The 14,956-nt window shown below is 68.5% G+C and carries 13 protein-coding genes and 2 pseudogenes; 4 read left to right on the forward strand and 11 right to left on the reverse strand.

All coding sequences use genetic code 11. From position 1 onward, the window contains the following. Nucleotides 1-146: 146 nt before the first annotated feature. The 8 genes from xylB to WS92_RS08290 form a co-directional block, all read right to left on the reverse strand. Nucleotides 147-1,607, reverse strand: coding sequence for a xylulokinase (gene xylB / locus WS92_RS08255; protein ID WP_006027105.1), 1,461 nt, complete (start codon nt 1,605-1,607; stop codon nt 147-149). Continuing rightward, on the reverse strand, nt 1,604-2,662 hold the full coding sequence (locus WS92_RS08260; RefSeq protein WP_059933778.1) for a helix-turn-helix domain-containing protein: 1,059 nt from the start codon (nt 2,660-2,662) through the stop codon (nt 1,604-1,606). The genes xylB and WS92_RS08260 overlap by 4 nt, the downstream gene beginning before the upstream one ends. Continuing rightward, nucleotides 2,659-3,858: an ABC transporter ATP-binding protein gene (gene ugpC / locus WS92_RS08265; protein WP_006027107.1), complete on the reverse strand. Its 1,200-nt coding sequence runs from the start codon at nt 3,856-3,858 to the stop codon at nt 2,659-2,661. Before ugpC ends, WS92_RS08260 begins: the two co-directional genes overlap by 4 nt. A gap of 3 nt (nt 3,859-3,861) precedes the next feature. Beyond that, nucleotides 3,862-4,896 carry an NAD(P)-dependent alcohol dehydrogenase gene (locus WS92_RS08270; protein ID WP_059933775.1) on the reverse strand — a complete coding sequence of 345 codons (1,035 nt, stop codon included), beginning with the start codon at nt 4,894-4,896 and terminating at the stop codon, nt 3,862-3,864. A gap of 21 nt (nt 4,897-4,917) precedes the next feature. Beyond that, nucleotides 4,918-5,730, reverse strand: coding sequence for a carbohydrate ABC transporter permease (locus tag WS92_RS08275; protein WP_059933772.1), 813 nt, complete (start codon nt 5,728-5,730; stop codon nt 4,918-4,920). Next, nucleotides 5,718-6,596, reverse strand: coding sequence for a carbohydrate ABC transporter permease (locus tag WS92_RS08280; protein ID WP_059933769.1), 879 nt, complete (start codon nt 6,594-6,596; stop codon nt 5,718-5,720). The genes WS92_RS08275 and WS92_RS08280 overlap by 13 nt, the downstream gene beginning before the upstream one ends. 115 nt (nt 6,597-6,711) lie before the next feature. Further along, nucleotides 6,712-7,992: an ABC transporter substrate-binding protein gene (locus tag WS92_RS08285; RefSeq protein ID WP_006027111.1), complete on the reverse strand. Its 1,281-nt coding sequence runs from the start codon at nt 7,990-7,992 to the stop codon at nt 6,712-6,714. Nucleotides 7,993-8,083: 91 nt separating this feature from the next. Next, entirely contained in the window at nt 8,084-9,085 is a 1,002-nt protein-coding gene (locus WS92_RS08290) for an alpha/beta fold hydrolase (RefSeq protein ID WP_059933766.1), read from the reverse strand. 89 nt (nt 9,086-9,174) lie between these two features. Between WS92_RS08290 and WS92_RS08295 the strand changes: the two genes are divergently transcribed. Both WS92_RS08295 and WS92_RS08300 read left to right on the forward strand, forming a co-directional pair. Next, nucleotides 9,175-9,561, forward strand: coding sequence for a MerR family transcriptional regulator (locus WS92_RS08295; protein ID WP_059933764.1), 387 nt, complete (start codon nt 9,175-9,177; stop codon nt 9,559-9,561). 214 nt (nt 9,562-9,775) lie between these two features. Then, a complete protein-coding gene (locus tag WS92_RS08300; RefSeq protein WP_006027114.1) occupies nt 9,776-10,246 on the forward strand; it encodes a DM13 domain-containing protein in 471 nt (156 codons plus the stop codon). Between the two features lie 13 nt (nt 10,247-10,259). On the opposite strand, the pseudogene WS92_RS08305 reads toward WS92_RS08300, so the two are convergent. After that, nucleotides 10,260-10,421: pseudogene (locus WS92_RS08305) on the reverse strand (transporter); the annotation flags it as partial. A 170-nt stretch (nt 10,422-10,591) separates the two neighbouring features. Here WS92_RS08305 and WS92_RS08310 point away from each other — a divergent pair. Beyond that, nucleotides 10,592-11,059, forward strand: a pseudogene (locus WS92_RS08310) (CorA family divalent cation transporter); the annotation flags it as partial. 104 nt (nt 11,060-11,163) lie between these two features. Beyond that, nucleotides 11,164-11,637 (forward strand): VOC family protein, encoded by a 474-nt coding sequence (locus WS92_RS08315; protein WP_059933758.1) that lies wholly within the window; start codon nt 11,164-11,166, stop codon nt 11,635-11,637. A 25-nt stretch (nt 11,638-11,662) separates the two neighbouring features. Here the strand turns inward: WS92_RS08315 and galU are convergent, their stop codons facing one another. Both galU and mdoH read right to left on the reverse strand, forming a co-directional pair. Continuing rightward, nucleotides 11,663-12,544 (reverse strand): UTP--glucose-1-phosphate uridylyltransferase GalU, encoded by an 882-nt coding sequence (galU, locus tag WS92_RS08320; protein ID WP_059933755.1) that lies wholly within the window; start codon nt 12,542-12,544, stop codon nt 11,663-11,665. 72 nt (nt 12,545-12,616) lie between these two features. Continuing rightward, a complete protein-coding gene (gene mdoH, locus WS92_RS08325; RefSeq protein ID WP_059933751.1) occupies nt 12,617-14,956 on the reverse strand; it encodes a glucans biosynthesis glucosyltransferase MdoH in 2,340 nt (779 codons plus the stop codon).

A 14,956-nucleotide genomic window follows, 5' to 3' on the forward strand; every position in this document is an offset into this window, starting at 1 on the left:
CGCGCGCATGCGCGCGTGCCGGGACCGGAGCGCGCGCTTGCGCGGCGCGGCGGCTTGAGGCGCGCGGGCGGGCGCCGGCGCGAATCCTGCCGGGTCGGGGATCGCCGCGTTCGCGGCGGCGGTGGCGGTGGGGGCGGCGTCGCGCGTCAGCCCGCGAACTCGTCCTTCAACGCCCGATACAGCCGCCGATAGCGCGCGAGCCGCTCGCCGAGCAGGCCCGCCGACGCCGGGTCGGGCCGGTACGTCTCCGCGATCGCCGGCGCGGTGCACACGTCGTCGATCGCATCGTGCGTCGCCGCGAGCCGCGCGAGCCGCGCCGCGCCGAGCGCCGCGCCGACCGCGCCGCTCGCGTGCCGGTGCATCGCGAGCCCCGTCGCGTTCGCGCACAACTGCGCCCAGAACGCGCTCTTCGAGCCGCCGCCGATGAACGACGCGTCGTCGAGCGTCGTGCCGGCGCGGCGCAGCGCTGCGTAGCCGTCCGCCATCGCGAACGCGACGCCTTCCATCACCGCATACGCGAGGTCGCCCGCGCGATGCTCGCTCGCGAGCCCGAAGAACACGCCGCGCGCGTTCGCGTCGTTGTGCGGCGTGCGCTCGCCGCTCAGGTAGGGCAGAAACAGCGGCGCGCGCGATGCGTCCGCGCGCTCGGCGAGCGCGGGCAGCGTGTCGACGGCGACGTCGTGCGTCTTCGCGAACCAGTCGAGGCTCGCCGCGGCCGACAGGATCACGCTCATCTGATGCCAGCGCTCGGGCAGGCAATGGCAGAACGCGTGCACGCCGTCGCCGGGATTCGGCGCGAAGCGGTCGTTGCCGGCGAACAGCACGCCCGACGTGCCGAGCGACAGGAACCCGCTGCCCGCGTTCGCGACGCCCATGCCGATCGCGCTCGCCGCGTTGTCGCCCGCGCCGCCCGCGATCGTGACGGGGCCGGCCACGCCCCATTCGCGCCGCAGCGCGTCGCGCAACTGCGCGGCCGCGGCGCTGCCTTCGACGAGGCGCGGCATCTGCTCGCGCGACAGCTCGGTCGCGGCGAGCATCCGCTCGGACCAGTCGCGCCGGCCGACGTCGAGCCACAGCGTGCCGGACGCGTCCGACATGTCGGACACGAATTCGCCGGACAGCCGCCACGCGACGTAATCCTTCGGCAGCAGCACCTTGTGCGCGGCGCGGAACACCGCGGGCTCGTATTTCGCGAGCCACAGCAGCTTCGGCGCGGTGAAGCCCGGCATCGCCATGTTGCCGGTGATCGCGCGCGATTCGGGCACGAGCGCCTCGAGCTCGACGCATTCGGCCGCGGCGCGCGTGTCGTTCCACAGGATCGCGGGGCGCAGCACTTGCCCCGCGCGGTCGACGAGCGTCGCGCCGTGCATCTGGCCGGACAGGCCGATCCCGCGCAGCGCGGCAAAGCCGCGCGGGTGCACGGCGCGCACGGCGGCGAGCGCGTCGAGCGTCGCGTGCCACCACGCCTGCGGGCTTTGCTCGGACCAGTGCGGGTGAGGCCGCTCGACGGCGAGCGGCGCGCTGCCCGTGGCGAGCGGCGCGGAATCGGCGTCGGTTAGGATCGCCTTGACTTCGGACGTGCCGAGATCGATGCCGAGGAAGGTCACGGGTGGAGGCTCCGGTGTGAAAGGGTGACGGTGCGCGCGGCGTGCGACGGCGCGGTGGGTGCGACGAGTGCGGCGGGTGCGGCGTCCGTGGCCGGCGCCGCGTCCGCGGCGGGCCGCGCGTGCGGTTCGTGCTTCGCCTGCGGCTCATGCGGCTCGTTCAGCCGGTGCAGCGCGCGAAAGCGCGACGGCGGCATTCCCTTCATGGCGAGGAATTGCCGGTTGAAGTTCGACAGGTTGTTGAAGCCGACGCGATAGCAGATGTCGGTGACGCTCAGCGCCGAGCACATCAGCAGCTCGCACGCCTCGTTGATCCGCAGCCGGTTCAGGTACTGGACGAACGTCGAGCCGGTATGCCGGCGAAAGAAGCGCGTGAACGTGCTGACGCTCATGCCGGCGAATTCGGCGACGTCCGCCTCGCGCAGCGTGCCCGGCAGGTTCTGCCGCAGGTACGCGAGTACCTGGTTGATCGTGGACGACATGTAGTGCTGCGCGTCGATCCGGTAGCCGGGGCCGGCGAGCATGCGGCGCGCGGCACACGACGACAGCCGGTCGAACAGCGACATCAGCACCTCGACGCGCCGGCAGCCGTGCGCGCTCGCGAGCTCGATCATCAGCGGCGCGACGGCAAGCCCCACCTCGTCCGGAAACTGCACGCCGCGCGACGCTTCGTCGATCAGGTCGAGCACCGGCTGCAGCTCGGCGAACGCGGCGACCATTTTCTCGGCCGCCTCGCGCGAGAACTGCAGCACGACGTCGCGCGACGGCACGCGCTCGCCGGGGCCGAGCTCGCTGATCCAGTTGTGCGGCAGGTTCGGCCCGGTGACGACGAGGTTGCCGGGCGCGAAATCGCCGATATGGTCGCCGACGAAGAACTTGCCGCGCGACGCCTGGATCAGGTGGATTTCGTACTCCGGATGAAAATGCCACTTCGCGACCGTGTGCGGATAGTCGTGCGACCACGCGCGAAACGATTCGTCGCGGCGGGTGGGGACGATCTCGAGGTCTGGGTTCATCTGTCGCTCCTGCGCGTGCACGGGCCGGCGCTCGCCGTTCAAGAGCGCGACATCGTCAGCCCGTGCGGCGCGCCCGGCGACGGCCGCATCGCGGCGCCGGCGGGCGTCCCGGCGCCGGGCAGCATCACGTTGCGCCCGGTCGCCGCGTCGAACAGATGCAGGTCGCGCTCGTCGAACGTGAACGTTACCACGGCGCCGAGCGCGGGGGCGGCCGACGCGGGCACGAGCGCCGAGAACGGCGTGCCGTTCCAGCCGAACGTGACGAGCGCCTCGGCGCCGAGCAGCTCGACGAGCTCGACGCGGCCTTCGAGCGCGAGCGCGCCCGCCGGCCCGGACGCGTTTTGCGCGCCGGCGCCGGCGCCCGTCGCGATCCGGAGATAGTTCGGCCGGAGCGCGAGCTTCACGCGCAGGCCGTCGGCCAGGCCCGCGAAGCGGCGCGCGGCGAGCGGCCAGCGCGCGCCGCCCGCGGCGAGCGTGACGCCGCCCGCCGCGCGCTCGATCGCGCCGTCGGCGAAGTTCATCGCCGGCGTGCCGATGAAGCCCGCCGCGAACACCGTGTGCGGGCAGCCGTACAGCTCGGCCGGCGTGCCGAGCTGCTCGATGCGCCCGCCGCGCATCAGCACGACGCGGTCCGCAAGCGTCATCGCCTCGAGCTGGTCGTGCGTCACGTACAGCGTCGTCGTCTTCAGCCGCTGGTGGAGCCGCTTGATGTCGCCGCGCAGTTGCGCGCGCAGCTTCGCGTCGAGATTCGACAGCGGCTCGTCGAACAGGAACACGTCGGGCGTCTTGATCATCGCGCGCGCGATCGCCGCGCGCTGCTGCTGGCCGCCCGACATCGCGCGCGGCTTGCGCTCGAGGAGCGCGTCGAGGCTCAGCACGCGCGCGACCTCGCGCACCCGCCGGTCGATCTCGGCGGCGGGCACCTTCAGGCGCCGCAGCCCGAACGCGATGTTCTCGTATACGGTCATGTGCGGATACAGCGCGTAGTTCTGGAACACCATCGCGACGTTGCGCTCGCGCGCGGCGAGATCGTTGACGACGGTGCCGCCGATCGCGAGCGCGCCGCCCGTGATGGTTTCGAGCCCGGCGATCATCCGCAGCATCGTCGATTTGCCGCAGCCCGACGGGCCGAGCAGCACGATGAACTCGCCGTCGCCGATCTCGAGATCGAGCGGATGCAGGACGGGCGCGCCGCCGTCGTAGCGTTTCGTCAAACCGGTGCAGACGATCTGTGCCATCGCTCAATCCATTTCGATCTGAATCTTCACGTCGTGCGGCTGGCCGCTCGCCGCCGCCTCGAACGCGCGCAGGCCGTCCGAGAACGGGAACGTGCGCGAAATGAACGGCTTCACGTCGATCGCGCCGGACGCGATCAGCGCGAGCGCGCGCGGGAAGACGTTCGCGTAGCGGAACACCGATTCGATCCGCGCTTCCTTCGCCTGCAGCGAGACGACGTCGAGCGGCACCGGATCGAGCGGCATCCCGACCAGCACGAGGCAGCCGTTCGGGCACAGCAGGTCGACGATCCCCGCATACGCCTTCGCGTTGCCGCTCGCCTCGAACACGACGTCCGCGCCCCAGCCGTCGGTTTCGCGCGCGACCGCTTCGGCGAGCGACTGCGTGCTCGCGTCGACCGTCGTCACCGCGCGGTTCGACGCGAACAGCGCGAGCTTCTCCTTGACGACATCGGCAAGAATCACGCGCGCGGCGCCGCCCGCGAGCGCGGCGAGCGCCGTCATCGCGCCGATCGTGCCCGCGCCGACGACGACGGCGATGTCGCCCGGCTTCATCGCCGCTTTCTTCGCGGCCTGCAGCCCGATCGCGAGCGGCTCGACGATCGCGCCCTCGGCGAACGACACGTTCTCCGGCAGCCGGTACGTGAACGCCGCCGGATGCACGACGTAGGGCGTCAAGCAGCCGTGCACGGGCGGCGTCGCCCAGAAGCGCACCGACGGATCGAGGTTGTAGAGGCCGTGCAGCGTCGCTCTTGAATCGAAGCGCGGGATGCCGGGCTCCATGCAGACGCGCTCGCCCACGCGCAGGTACGTGACGTCGCGCCCGACCTCGACGATCGTGCCCGACGCCTCGTGGCCGAGCACCATCGGCGCGTCGACCCGGAACGGGCCGATTCCGCCGTGCGTGTAGTAGTGGACGTCGCTGCCGCACACGCCCACCGTGTGGATGCGGATCTTGACGTCGGACGGGCCGACATCGAGCGGCAGGTCGATGTCGCGCAGCGCGAGGTCGCGCGCCTTTTCGAGTACGAGGGCTTTCAACGGATTCTCCTTGTTGGCCGCTTATCGGCCTTTGAGCATCGAGTTCAGCAGTCGGCTCAGCATGCCGACGAAGACGAGGGGCGGCAGCGCGAGCAGCACCGTCGACGCGTTGATCACGCCCCACGGCACCTCCTGGCCGAGCGACGTGAACGCGGAAGCGACGACGGGCAGCGTCGCCGAGCGCGACGACGTGAGCGCGAGCGCGATCATCAGCTCGTTCCAGACGAGCACGAAGCTGAACACGATGCCGCCCAGCAGCGTGCTCGCGCAAACGGGCAGCGCGACGCGCCAGAACACCGCGTACGGCCCGTAGCCGTCGAGCGCGGCCGCCTCCTCGATCTCGCGCGGCAGCCGGCGGAACACGGGAATCGACAGCCACGTGATCGTCGACAGCGTGACGAGCAGATACGTGACGATCATCGACAGCTTCGTGTCGTAGAGCCCGAGGTCGACCCAGATCGCGATCAGCGGAATCGCGACCGCGACGGGCGGCAGAAAGCGCAGCGACAGCAGGAAGAACTGGATGTCGCGCTTGCCGCGCACCGGATAGCGGGCGATCGCGTATGCGGCGGGCACGCCGAGCACGGCGCCCAGCACGACCGCCGCGCCGACGATCGCGAGGCTGTTGCAAAGGCCGATCGTCACCTCGGGGCTCGACAGCACCTGCCGGTAGTTGTCGAGCGTCGGCGCGAAGATGAAGCGCGGCGTCGGCGTGACGATGTCGAGCAGGCGCTTGAGCGAATTGATGAGCGCCCAGGCGAGCGGAAACACGGCGACGAGCGCGATCGCGCCGCCGATTGCGATGGTGCCGCCGCGCGCGATCAGTCGTCCCATTTGTCGACCCGCTTCCAGATGAACGTGAACACGAGCGTCGTCGCGACCATCATCAGCACCGCCATGCTCGACGCGTACGACACCTTGCCTGACAGCCCGATGCCTTGCGCGTACGCGTACATGTCGAGCGTCTCGGTCGCGATGCCGGGGCCGCCCTTGGTCATCACGTAGATGAGGTCGAACGAGCGCAGCGATTCGACCATCTTGATGAACACGAGGCTCATGATCGGCGCCTTGAGCATCGGCAGCGCGATGTACGCGTAGACCTGCCACGTCGACGCGTAGTCGAGCCGCGCCGCTTCGAGCGGCTCGGGCGGCAGCGTCTCCAGCAGCTTGAGCACGACGACGGAGAAGAAGAGGCCCCATTGCCAGACGTCGACGAGCGCGACCGCGACGAGCGCGAGATGCGGATCGGCGAGGAACGCGGTGTTCGCGACGCCGAGCGTGCCGAGCAGCCAGCTCAGGATGCCCGTGAGCGGCGCGTACATGAACTTCCAGATGAACGCGGCCGACACGCGCGGCAGCAGCACCGGCATGATCAGGATCAGCACCGCGGCGCGGCGCCAGCGGCCGCGCACGCGCTCGAACAGGAACACCGCGAGCGCGATGCCGACCACGACCGCGCCCGCGACCGTGACGATCTCCCACAGCGCCGACACTTCGATCGCGTTCACGAAGCGCCGGTCGGACGCGAGCCGCGCGAAGTTGCGCAGGCCGACGTAATCGCTGTCCGCGTAGCGCAGCACGCGGTTCTTCAGCGCGAGGTTGATCGCGGCGATCGTCGGCACGAGGCCGAGCACCGCCATCAGCGCGAGCGGCGGGCCGAGAAAGAGCCAGGGCAGGCTCGTCTTGCCATGATTGAACATTGGAATCTCCTGCGAGGCGGGCGACGGGGCGACGGGGCGATGATGCGAAGCGGGCGAAGGCGCGCGGCCGCGTCGTCCGATGGCCGCATGGCCGCCGCGCCGCCCGCGCATGGCGTCACTTGCGTGCGCCGTGCGCCATCGCGTCCTTCGCGTACTGCGCCGCGTCGTCGAGCGCGCCCCGCACGTCGGTCTGCGTGCCCGTGAAGATTTCCTCGAGCGCGATGCCGAGGTTGTCGCCGATGTCGGGCCATTGCGGCGTCGCCCAGATCGTCGCTTTCGTCACCGGGTTCGTATCGGCGAGGCCCGCGAGGATCTGCGGCTTCACGTGCTGCCTGAAGTAGTCGCCGCCGATCGTGCTCGTGCGGTTGTAGTCGCTGAACACGCCGTTGCGCAGCCGCGCCTGCTCCTGCTCCTTGCTCGTCGCCCACGCGATGAAGCGGCCCGCTGCCTGCCGCGTGCAGTCGTCCTTCGCGCCGACCGACGAGATCGCGAGCCCGTGTCCGTAAGCGGCCGACGGCAGCGGCGCGGGCGGCCGCACGTAGCCGACCTTGCCTGCGACGCTCGACTTGGACGGGTCCTCCATCCAGTCGGCGAACGGCGTCGATTCGATCATGAACGCGACCTTGCCCGAGCGGAACGCTTCGAGCGCGTTGCTCCAATCGTAGGTCGCCGCGCCGGGCGGCGCGTACTTGAAGAGATCGCGGTAGCGTTCGGTCGCCTGCACCGCGGCGGGCGAGTTGAACGCCGGCTGGCCGCTCTTGTCGGTCCACGCGCCGCCCTGCGCGAGCATGAACGGCGCCCAGCGCCACACGTTCATGCCCGAGCCGCGCTGGCCGCGCGCGACCCAGCCGTACAGCTTCGGCGGCGCGTTCAGCTTCCTGATCGCGGCGACGAGCTCGTCGACCGTCTTCGGCACCGGGATGCGCGCGGCGTCGAGCAGGTCGCGGCGATAGAACAGGAAATCGCCGCCGCCGATGAGCGGCGCGAAGTACGCGACGCCCTTGTAGCTCGCGACCGCGCGGCGGCCGGGGAGGAAGTCGTCGTAGTCGTATTCCTTCGGGTAGTACTTGAGGAGCGGCGCGATCCAGCCGGCCGACGCGAATTCGGCGACATTCGCCTCGTCGACGTAGTAGACCTGATACGAGCCCGCGCCCGTCGACGCGTCGAGGCGCGATTTCGCGCGGCGGTCGTTTTCGCCGAAGTAGCTGATCTCGATTCGGGTGCCGCTCGTCTTTTCGTAGTCGGGCAGCGACTTCTCCATCACCGAAAGGCCGAGGCTCTTCTGCGCGAGCACCTTGAGCGTCGGCACCTTGCAGACTTGCGTCGCGGCCGTCGCCGCGACCGGCACGCACGCGCCGACGAGCGCTGCGGCCAACAGGAATCGCATCGTGTTCACCAGTGTCTCCTTGATTCTGCTTGTCTTCCGTCGTGCGGGCGGCGCCGACGGCAGGAGCAACTGTAGTGAGTCGCAGCGCGGGTTCACTACGTCAAAAGAAATCGGCTGCCGATACTTTTTTGTCACGTTGGCGTTGCGCTGCACAATTCATGTCGGTCGGCGCGACTCCGCCGCATCGCCCTCCATTGCCCCCATCGACTCCATCGACGAAATCGGCGAGATCGCGATTGAAACGCTCGGGCTCTTCGAGAAACGGCGCGTGCCCCGAGTCGGGATACAGCGTGCTCCGGACCCGCGTGTTGACTGCCTTCGCGCGGGCAATCGACGGCTCGGCATGAACGAGCGCGTCCCGCGCGCCGTAGACGAGCCATATCGGCACCCGGGCTCGCCCGAGCCCGTGCGCGAGCGGAATCGTCATCGACGGAACGGCCCGTTGCATGTCCCACGAAGCGAGCGCGGCGTTCGCGAGCAGGCGCTCGAACGTCTCGCGATCCGGCGGCCGATGGAAGCACCGGCCGACGAACGCGCGCTCGCCGTCCAGATGCGTTTTCAGATCGGCGGACGTCATGTCGCGGTAGACGTCCGGATGCGCGACGATCTGATCGGGCGCCAGCTCGATCACGCCGTCGACATACACGGCGCCCGCGATGTCGCCGTCGCCGTAGGCCGCCAGATAGTTCGTGATGACGGCCGCGCCGAGCGACCAGCCGACGAGCACGGGCTTGCGCGCGTGCGACGACCGGATCACGGCCGCCAGATCGTCGGCCCAGCGGCGGCCGTCGGCATAGGCGCCTGTCCCGGCCGGTTTGCCGGACAGGCCGTGGCCGCGCAGGTCGTACGTGATGAGCCGGTGCCGCAGAAGCCGCGGGTCTTTCAGTTGCGCGTCCCAATTCAGGCGGCTGCCGAGGAGGCCGTGGACGAAGATGATCGGCGAACCGTCGGGGTCGCCCGACTCCTGGATCGCCAGCGTCACGCCGTCGGGCGCGACGGCCGTGTAGCCGTGCGTGTCAGCCGGCGCGCCGGCAGCGGCGACGCAGAGCCAGAGCGCCGCCGATAGCGCGGCGAAGGTGCGGCGAAGCAGGTGTGAACGCATGAATCGAGACTCCGGAGTGGATGGAGCCGGTAGTTTCAACCCTCACACCGGTGTCAGAGTCAAGCGGAAACGGTGCTATCCTCGCCGACATGAACGAGACCCCGGCACCGCGCGCGTTGTCGATCGGCGAGCTCGCGCGCGAGACCGGCGCGAGCGTCCGGTCGATCCGACATTACGATCAGCACGGCCTGCTGACCTCGGCGCGGGCGTGCAACGGCTACCGGTCGTTCCCGATCGCGGCGATCGCGCAGGTCGCGCAGATCCAGCGCCTGATCGCAACAGGATTCAGCCTTGCCGAGATCCGTTCGTTTCCTGACTGCATGCGCATGATCGAAGGCGCGGCCATGTGCCCGGAAACCACCGATGCGCAGCGCAGGCGGCTCGCGTCGATCGAGCGCCAGATCGTCGAGCTCGAGCGCCGGCGCGCGCGTCTGATCAGGACGCTGACCGAAGGCACGGTGCCGCCGCTCGACTGAGCGGATTCGGGTGCTTCAGGACGAGCTGCTGCGGATACGCGAGCGCGGCGGGAGCGTGACGGGCGAAGGGCGGCCGCTTGCTGGGCGTGTCGGCATGCCGCACGCGGCGCGTGCCTCGCCATCTGTCATATTCCGGCCGCCGCGCCGACTGTAGTCGTGCCGGGCCCGTTCGCGGGCGTCCGGCGCATCGATTCGACTACGGAGGACGGCAGTCATGAAAAAAGCAGGGTTCCGGATCGGCTCGCACGCGATCGCGCTCGCATTGGGTTTCGCGCTCGGCGTGTATGCGTTGCCGATCCTGACCGCCGAGCCGGGCGCGACCGAAACCGAGCTGCGCCCGCTCGCCGATCGCGCGCTCTACACCGGGCGCTTCGAGCGGGGCCTCACGCGCGGCGATCCGCTGCACTGGGCGGACGGCAAGCTGTCCGTCGCGCGCACGGCGCTCGCATTCGAGGGGCGCGTCGCGCCGGGCCCCGACTACAAGATCTACCTCGTACCGGGGTTCGTCGCATCGAAAGAGGCGTTTCTCGCGGTGAAGCCGCGCGCGCGGCGAGTCGGCGAGCTGAAGACGTTCGGCGATTTCGTCGCGCCGCTCGCGGCGGACGTCGATGTCGATGCGTACACGACCGTCGTGATCTGGTGCGAACGGTTCTCGCAGTTCATCGGCGCGGCGCAGTACCGGTGACGCGCGCCGCCCGTTACGTTCGGTTCGCCGTCACCACGCGAGCGCAAAACGGAACGAGGCACAGCAGGGCGGCGAGCATCCAGAGCGCGCTTTCGAGCCCGACGCTGCGCGCGACGAAGCCCATCCCGGCCGGGTCGACCAGATGGCCCGCGTAGCCGGTGATCAGCAGCGCGCTCCAGTCGAGGCATCGCGCCGACGCGATCTCTCCGAAAAACGGCCTCGCGGCCATCCGGCCGTCATCGTGATTCCGCTCTGGTATCGTACGCTTCGCATCAGGCGCGGCCGCGTCGCGTCCGGCCCCGCCGCGCGCGGGCGGGCCGGCGGCCGAGAACAGCGGAACAGTCGATGAAACCCGAAATGATCATTCAAACCTACGGCGCGGACACGTCCGGCATGGTGTGCGGATTCCGCTTCGCGTCCGCGGCCGAATGGGCGGCGGGCCGCGACGCGCGGCCGGGTGAATTCCTGTGGCTGCACTTCAATCTGGCGCACGGCGCGAGCGAGCGCTGGATGCGCGCGCACCTCGATCTGCCGGAGACGTTCTACGAGTTCCTGCGCGAAGGCTCGCACTCGACGCGGATCGAGCAGCAGGAGGGCGCGCTGCGCGCGGTCGTCAACGACGTGATGTTTAGCCTCGATCTGGAGGCGTCCGAGAGCGCGACGATGTGGGCGTACGTGGATCGCCGGATGAGGGTGACCGCGCACGCGAAGCCGCTGCGCTCGCTCGGCACGTTGCGCGAGAGCGTGCGTCAGGGCGGCGAGTGGCGGACGGGGGGGCATCTGCGCACCGCAGCAACTCGCCAGGAAGAACGAAACTTTTTTCTCGCAAAGTGTCGATTTCGGCGGGCCCGTCCGTCGTCTGCATGACCGCATGCGACTCGCGCATGCATCGAGCCACCCCTGACAGGAGATTTGCGATGGCGATTCAAAAGATCACGCCTTTTCTTTGGTACTCGACGCAAGCCGAGGAGGCCGCCGCTTTCTACGCGGGCATCTTTCCGGATTCGCACGTGGTGCGTGTCACCGCGGTGCCGAGCGCCGGCTCGACGAAGCTCGTCGAGTTCGTGCTGTTCGGGCAGCCCTTCTTCGCGATGAGCCACCCGCGGACCGAGTCGTTCAACCACGCGATATCGTTCCTGGTGAGCTGCCGCGATCAGGCGGAGCTCGACCGCTACTGGAACGCGTTGCTCGAAGGCGGCGGGGCGCCCGACGACTGCGGATGGCTGCGGGACCGCTTCGGCGTCTCGTGGCAAATCGTGCCGGACGATCTGATCGCGATGATGGCCGACGCCGACCCCGTGAAGGCCGCGCGCGTCGCCGATGCGATGATGAGCATGCGGAAGTTCGACGTCGCCGCGCTCAAAGCCGCCTATGCGGGGGCGACGGATTGACGAAAAGGGGCCGCCGGCGAATCCGTCAGCCGTTCAGCGGCAACGTCCGCTCGGCAAGATACCGCGTGAAGTCGCCGCGAACTTCGGGGTGGCGAAGCGCGAACTCGACCGTCGCCTTCAGATAGCCGAGCTTGCTGCCGCAGTCGAAACGGGCGCCGTCGTATTTGTACGCGAGCACCTGCTCTTCGGACAGCAGCGACTGGATCGCGTCGGTCAATTGCAGCTCGCCGCCCGCGCCGGGAGTGAGTTCGCGCAGATGCTTGAAGATCCGCGGCTTCAGCACGTAGCGGCCGACGACGCCCAGGTTCGACGGCGCATCTTCGGGCGCGGGCTTCTCGACGATCGCCGACATCTTGACGACCGACTCCGCCCACTCCTTGCCGTCGACGATTCCGTAGGATCGCGTATCGTCGGGCGGAATCTCTTCGACGCCGATCACCGAGCTGTGATAGTGGTCGAACACATCGACCATCTGCTTCATCACGGGCGGCCTGCCGTCGAGCAGGTCGTCCGCGAGGATCACGGCGAACGGCTGGTTGCCGACGAGCTTTTCCGCACACAGCACCGCATGCCCGAGGCCGAGCGCTTCGGACTGGCGCACGTAGAAGCAGTCGACGTGGCGCGGCTTGATGCTGCGCACGAGATCGAGCAGCTTTTCCTTGCCGCGAGCTTCCAGTTCCGCCTCGACTTCATACGATTTGTCGAAGTGATCCTCGATCGCGCGCTTGCTGCGGCCCGTCACGAAGATCATTTCGGTGATGCCCGCCGCGATCGCCTCTTCCACCGCATACTGGATCAGCGGCTTGTCGACGACAGGCAGCATCTCCTTCGGGCTTGCTTTGGTCGCCGGCAGGAATCGCGTACCCAATCCGGCCACGGGGAATACGGCTTTCGTTACTTTGAGCATGGTGTTTTCCTGGTGCGTGCAGTGTTTGTGTGTAGAGGGCGGCGTGGCGCGCCTTGCCGACGGGAGCGCCGGTCATGCGAAGGACTCCGCCTCGTCGCGAACCGGCGTCCTCGCGTCGTCGTGCGGCATCGCGCGGCGGCTTCGCGCCTGCGCGTGCAGCGCGTCGAAGCAGCGCCGCTCGCTCAGCGCGAGCAGCAGGTTCTTGCCCGCGAGCGGCTTGCCGGCGATGATCGACGGCAGAAGCCGTGCGGCGACGTGCGGGCGGCCGCGCGTTTCGGGCCGGTGCTTGACATAGAAGCCGACGTCGCGCACGGCGAAATCGATGACGGCCTGCGGATCGTCAATGTCGGGCAGATCGCTTCGCAATCGGCGCTCCCACGCAATCGTGTCGTCGATGACCTGCGGGCGATCGATTTCCTCCGGAATGCAAAAGAGTTTGCGCGATTGCACGGCGTCGATGGTCAGGCTGGTGAATCTCGCTATCCACACGCTGCCCGTGAATCCGGCGAGAATCGGGAAGAACCACAGCATGATGTCGCCGGGCGAGACCCAATTGCGCGAGAGCGCCGCGATCATCAGCGCGCGGGCGCCCGAGATGCCATGAACGGCGTAAGCCATCGAGGCCCAGCAGACGACGCCGATCACGCTGATCCAGCCGAAGTGCCGAAAGCATGCGGACCAGGGCAGGGGCTCGTCGTCGCGCTGCTGGGTGCCCCATGAAATGCTGCGCCGTTTGATCCAGAGCCACACGAAGCGGGTCACGTAGATCATCATGATCGGCGAGAAGAAGAACGAGAATATCGTCTCGAGCAGCAGCGACCACATCAGCTTGTCCTTGCCGCCGAAACCGCGCGCGCGGTCGCGCTTCACATGCACGACGAAGGCGAGGACCCGCGGCATGAACAGGAACACGAGCGACGAGATCAGCAGCATCAGCATCGGCATCTGCAGAACCTGGATCGCGCCGATGACGAGCGCGCCGTGGCTCAGGAAGTGAACCATTCCGTAGGCCGAGACGACGAGGAACATCGCCCACAGCGGCGCGGCGAGATAGCCCATCGAGCCGTTCAGGAACGTCTCGCGATGCACCGAGCGCAGGCCGTCGATGAACAGGAACCGCAGATGCTGCATGTTGCCCTGCATCCACCGGCGTTCGCGGATCAGGAATCCGAGAAGATTCGCCGGAATTTCCTCGTAGCTCCCTTCGAGCTCGGGCAGGAACCAGACCTCGTAGCCCGCGCGGGCCATCATCGCGGATTCGATGATGTCGTGGCTCAGCGGCTTGCCGCCCCAGGGCGGCGTTCCGGGCAGCTCGGGCAGGATGCAGTACTTGATGAACGGCTTCATCCGTATCATCGCGTTGTGGCCGATGTACGACGCGTGCCCCATGAACATCGCCTGCAGGCTGTACGAGAAGACCGAGCCGTACAGCCGGGCGGCGAACTGCTGCATCCGGCCGAAGAGGCTTCGCCGCATCACGGGCTTCGGGTTCGTCTGCAGGATGCCGATCCGGAGGTTGCCCTCCATCATCCGGAGCAGCGCGACGATCGCGTTGCCGTCCATGATGCTGTCGGCGTCCATTACGAGCATGTACTCGTACTTCTTGCCCCAGCGGCGGCAGAAATCGGTGACGTTGCCGAGCTTCGCGTTCAGGTTGACCGGACGACGGCGATAGAAGAACCGGCCGCCCGGGAACTGCTCCCTCAGCTTGTGAACGGCCGCCTGCTCGACGACGCCGTACTCGAGCCTGCGGCTGTCCGACAGCAGGAAGTTGTCGAAATGATGGCTGTATTCCGGGTGATCGCGCTCGATCGACGCCCACGTGGCGGCCATCCCGGCGGCGACGCGCGCGACGTCCTCGTGATACACCGGATAGACGATCGCGACCTTTGCGCCCGCGCGCGGCTCCTGCGCGGATTTCGACGGATGCCACGGATTGTTGCCGGGCCCGCGCAGCGTATGCCACGTCCCGATGAGGAGCTTGAAGAAATTGGCGGCCAGGAACCACGTCATGATCCCGTAGATCACGAGATAGATCCTGATCGTGATCTCGGGCATTTGTTGCGCGCGCAACGTGTAGTGGGACAGCATCAGGATCACGATCGTCGTGATCAGCGTGAGCGCGAGCGACACCTTGCGCCGGTATTCGACGACCTGCTCCCAGCCAGGCGGCTGGCCGACAGGCGCCTTCAGCGATCGGGACCGACGAAAGCGCCGCCAGACATTGTGTTTCCACGACACGTTCAGCGGCGGCGGTGCGACGGTGATCCGCTCGGGCCTCGGCTGGATGACGGGCGCCTGATTCGCGTCGAGCCACGCGTGGAGGTCGTCCCACGTGCGCACCGATGCGCGAAGCCGCCGGGCCTCGCCGGCGGGGAGGCCCAACTGGTCGATATAGGCGTCGAACGTCAT

Origin of the sequence: Burkholderia sp. MSMB1588, assembly GCF_001546925.1 — a bacterium.
In the GTDB taxonomy this organism is placed as follows: Bacteria; Pseudomonadota; Gammaproteobacteria; order Burkholderiales; family Burkholderiaceae; genus Burkholderia; species Burkholderia humptydooensis.

What these genes read in the sequence shown, in the direction of transcription:
- ugpC (WP_006027107.1), bottom strand. Translation starts at nt 3,858, where the DNA reads ATGGCACAGATCGTCTGCACCGGTTTGACGAAACGCTACGACGGCGGC.
- WS92_RS08275 (WP_059933772.1), bottom strand. Translation starts at nt 5,730, where the DNA reads ATGGGACGACTGATCGCGCGCGGCGGCACCATCGCAATCGGCGGCGCG.
- WS92_RS08280 (WP_059933769.1), bottom strand. Translation starts at nt 6,596, where the DNA reads ATGTTCAATCATGGCAAGACGAGCCTGCCCTGGCTCTTTCTCGGCCCG.
- WS92_RS08290 (WP_059933766.1), bottom strand. Translation starts at nt 9,085, where the DNA reads ATGCGTTCACACCTGCTTCGCCGCACCTTCGCCGCGCTATCGGCGGCG.
- WS92_RS08295 (WP_059933764.1), top strand. Translation starts at nt 9,175, where the DNA reads ATGAACGAGACCCCGGCACCGCGCGCGTTGTCGATCGGCGAGCTCGCG.
- WS92_RS08300 (WP_006027114.1), top strand. Translation starts at nt 9,776, where the DNA reads ATGAAAAAAGCAGGGTTCCGGATCGGCTCGCACGCGATCGCGCTCGCA.
- WS92_RS08315 (WP_059933758.1), top strand. Translation starts at nt 11,164, where the DNA reads ATGGCGATTCAAAAGATCACGCCTTTTCTTTGGTACTCGACGCAAGCC.
- galU (WP_059933755.1), bottom strand. Translation starts at nt 12,544, where the DNA reads ATGCTCAAAGTAACGAAAGCCGTATTCCCCGTGGCCGGATTGGGTACG.
- mdoH (WP_059933751.1), bottom strand. Translation starts at nt 14,956, where the DNA reads ATGACGTTCGACGCCTATATCGACCAGTTGGGCCTCCCCGCCGGCGAG.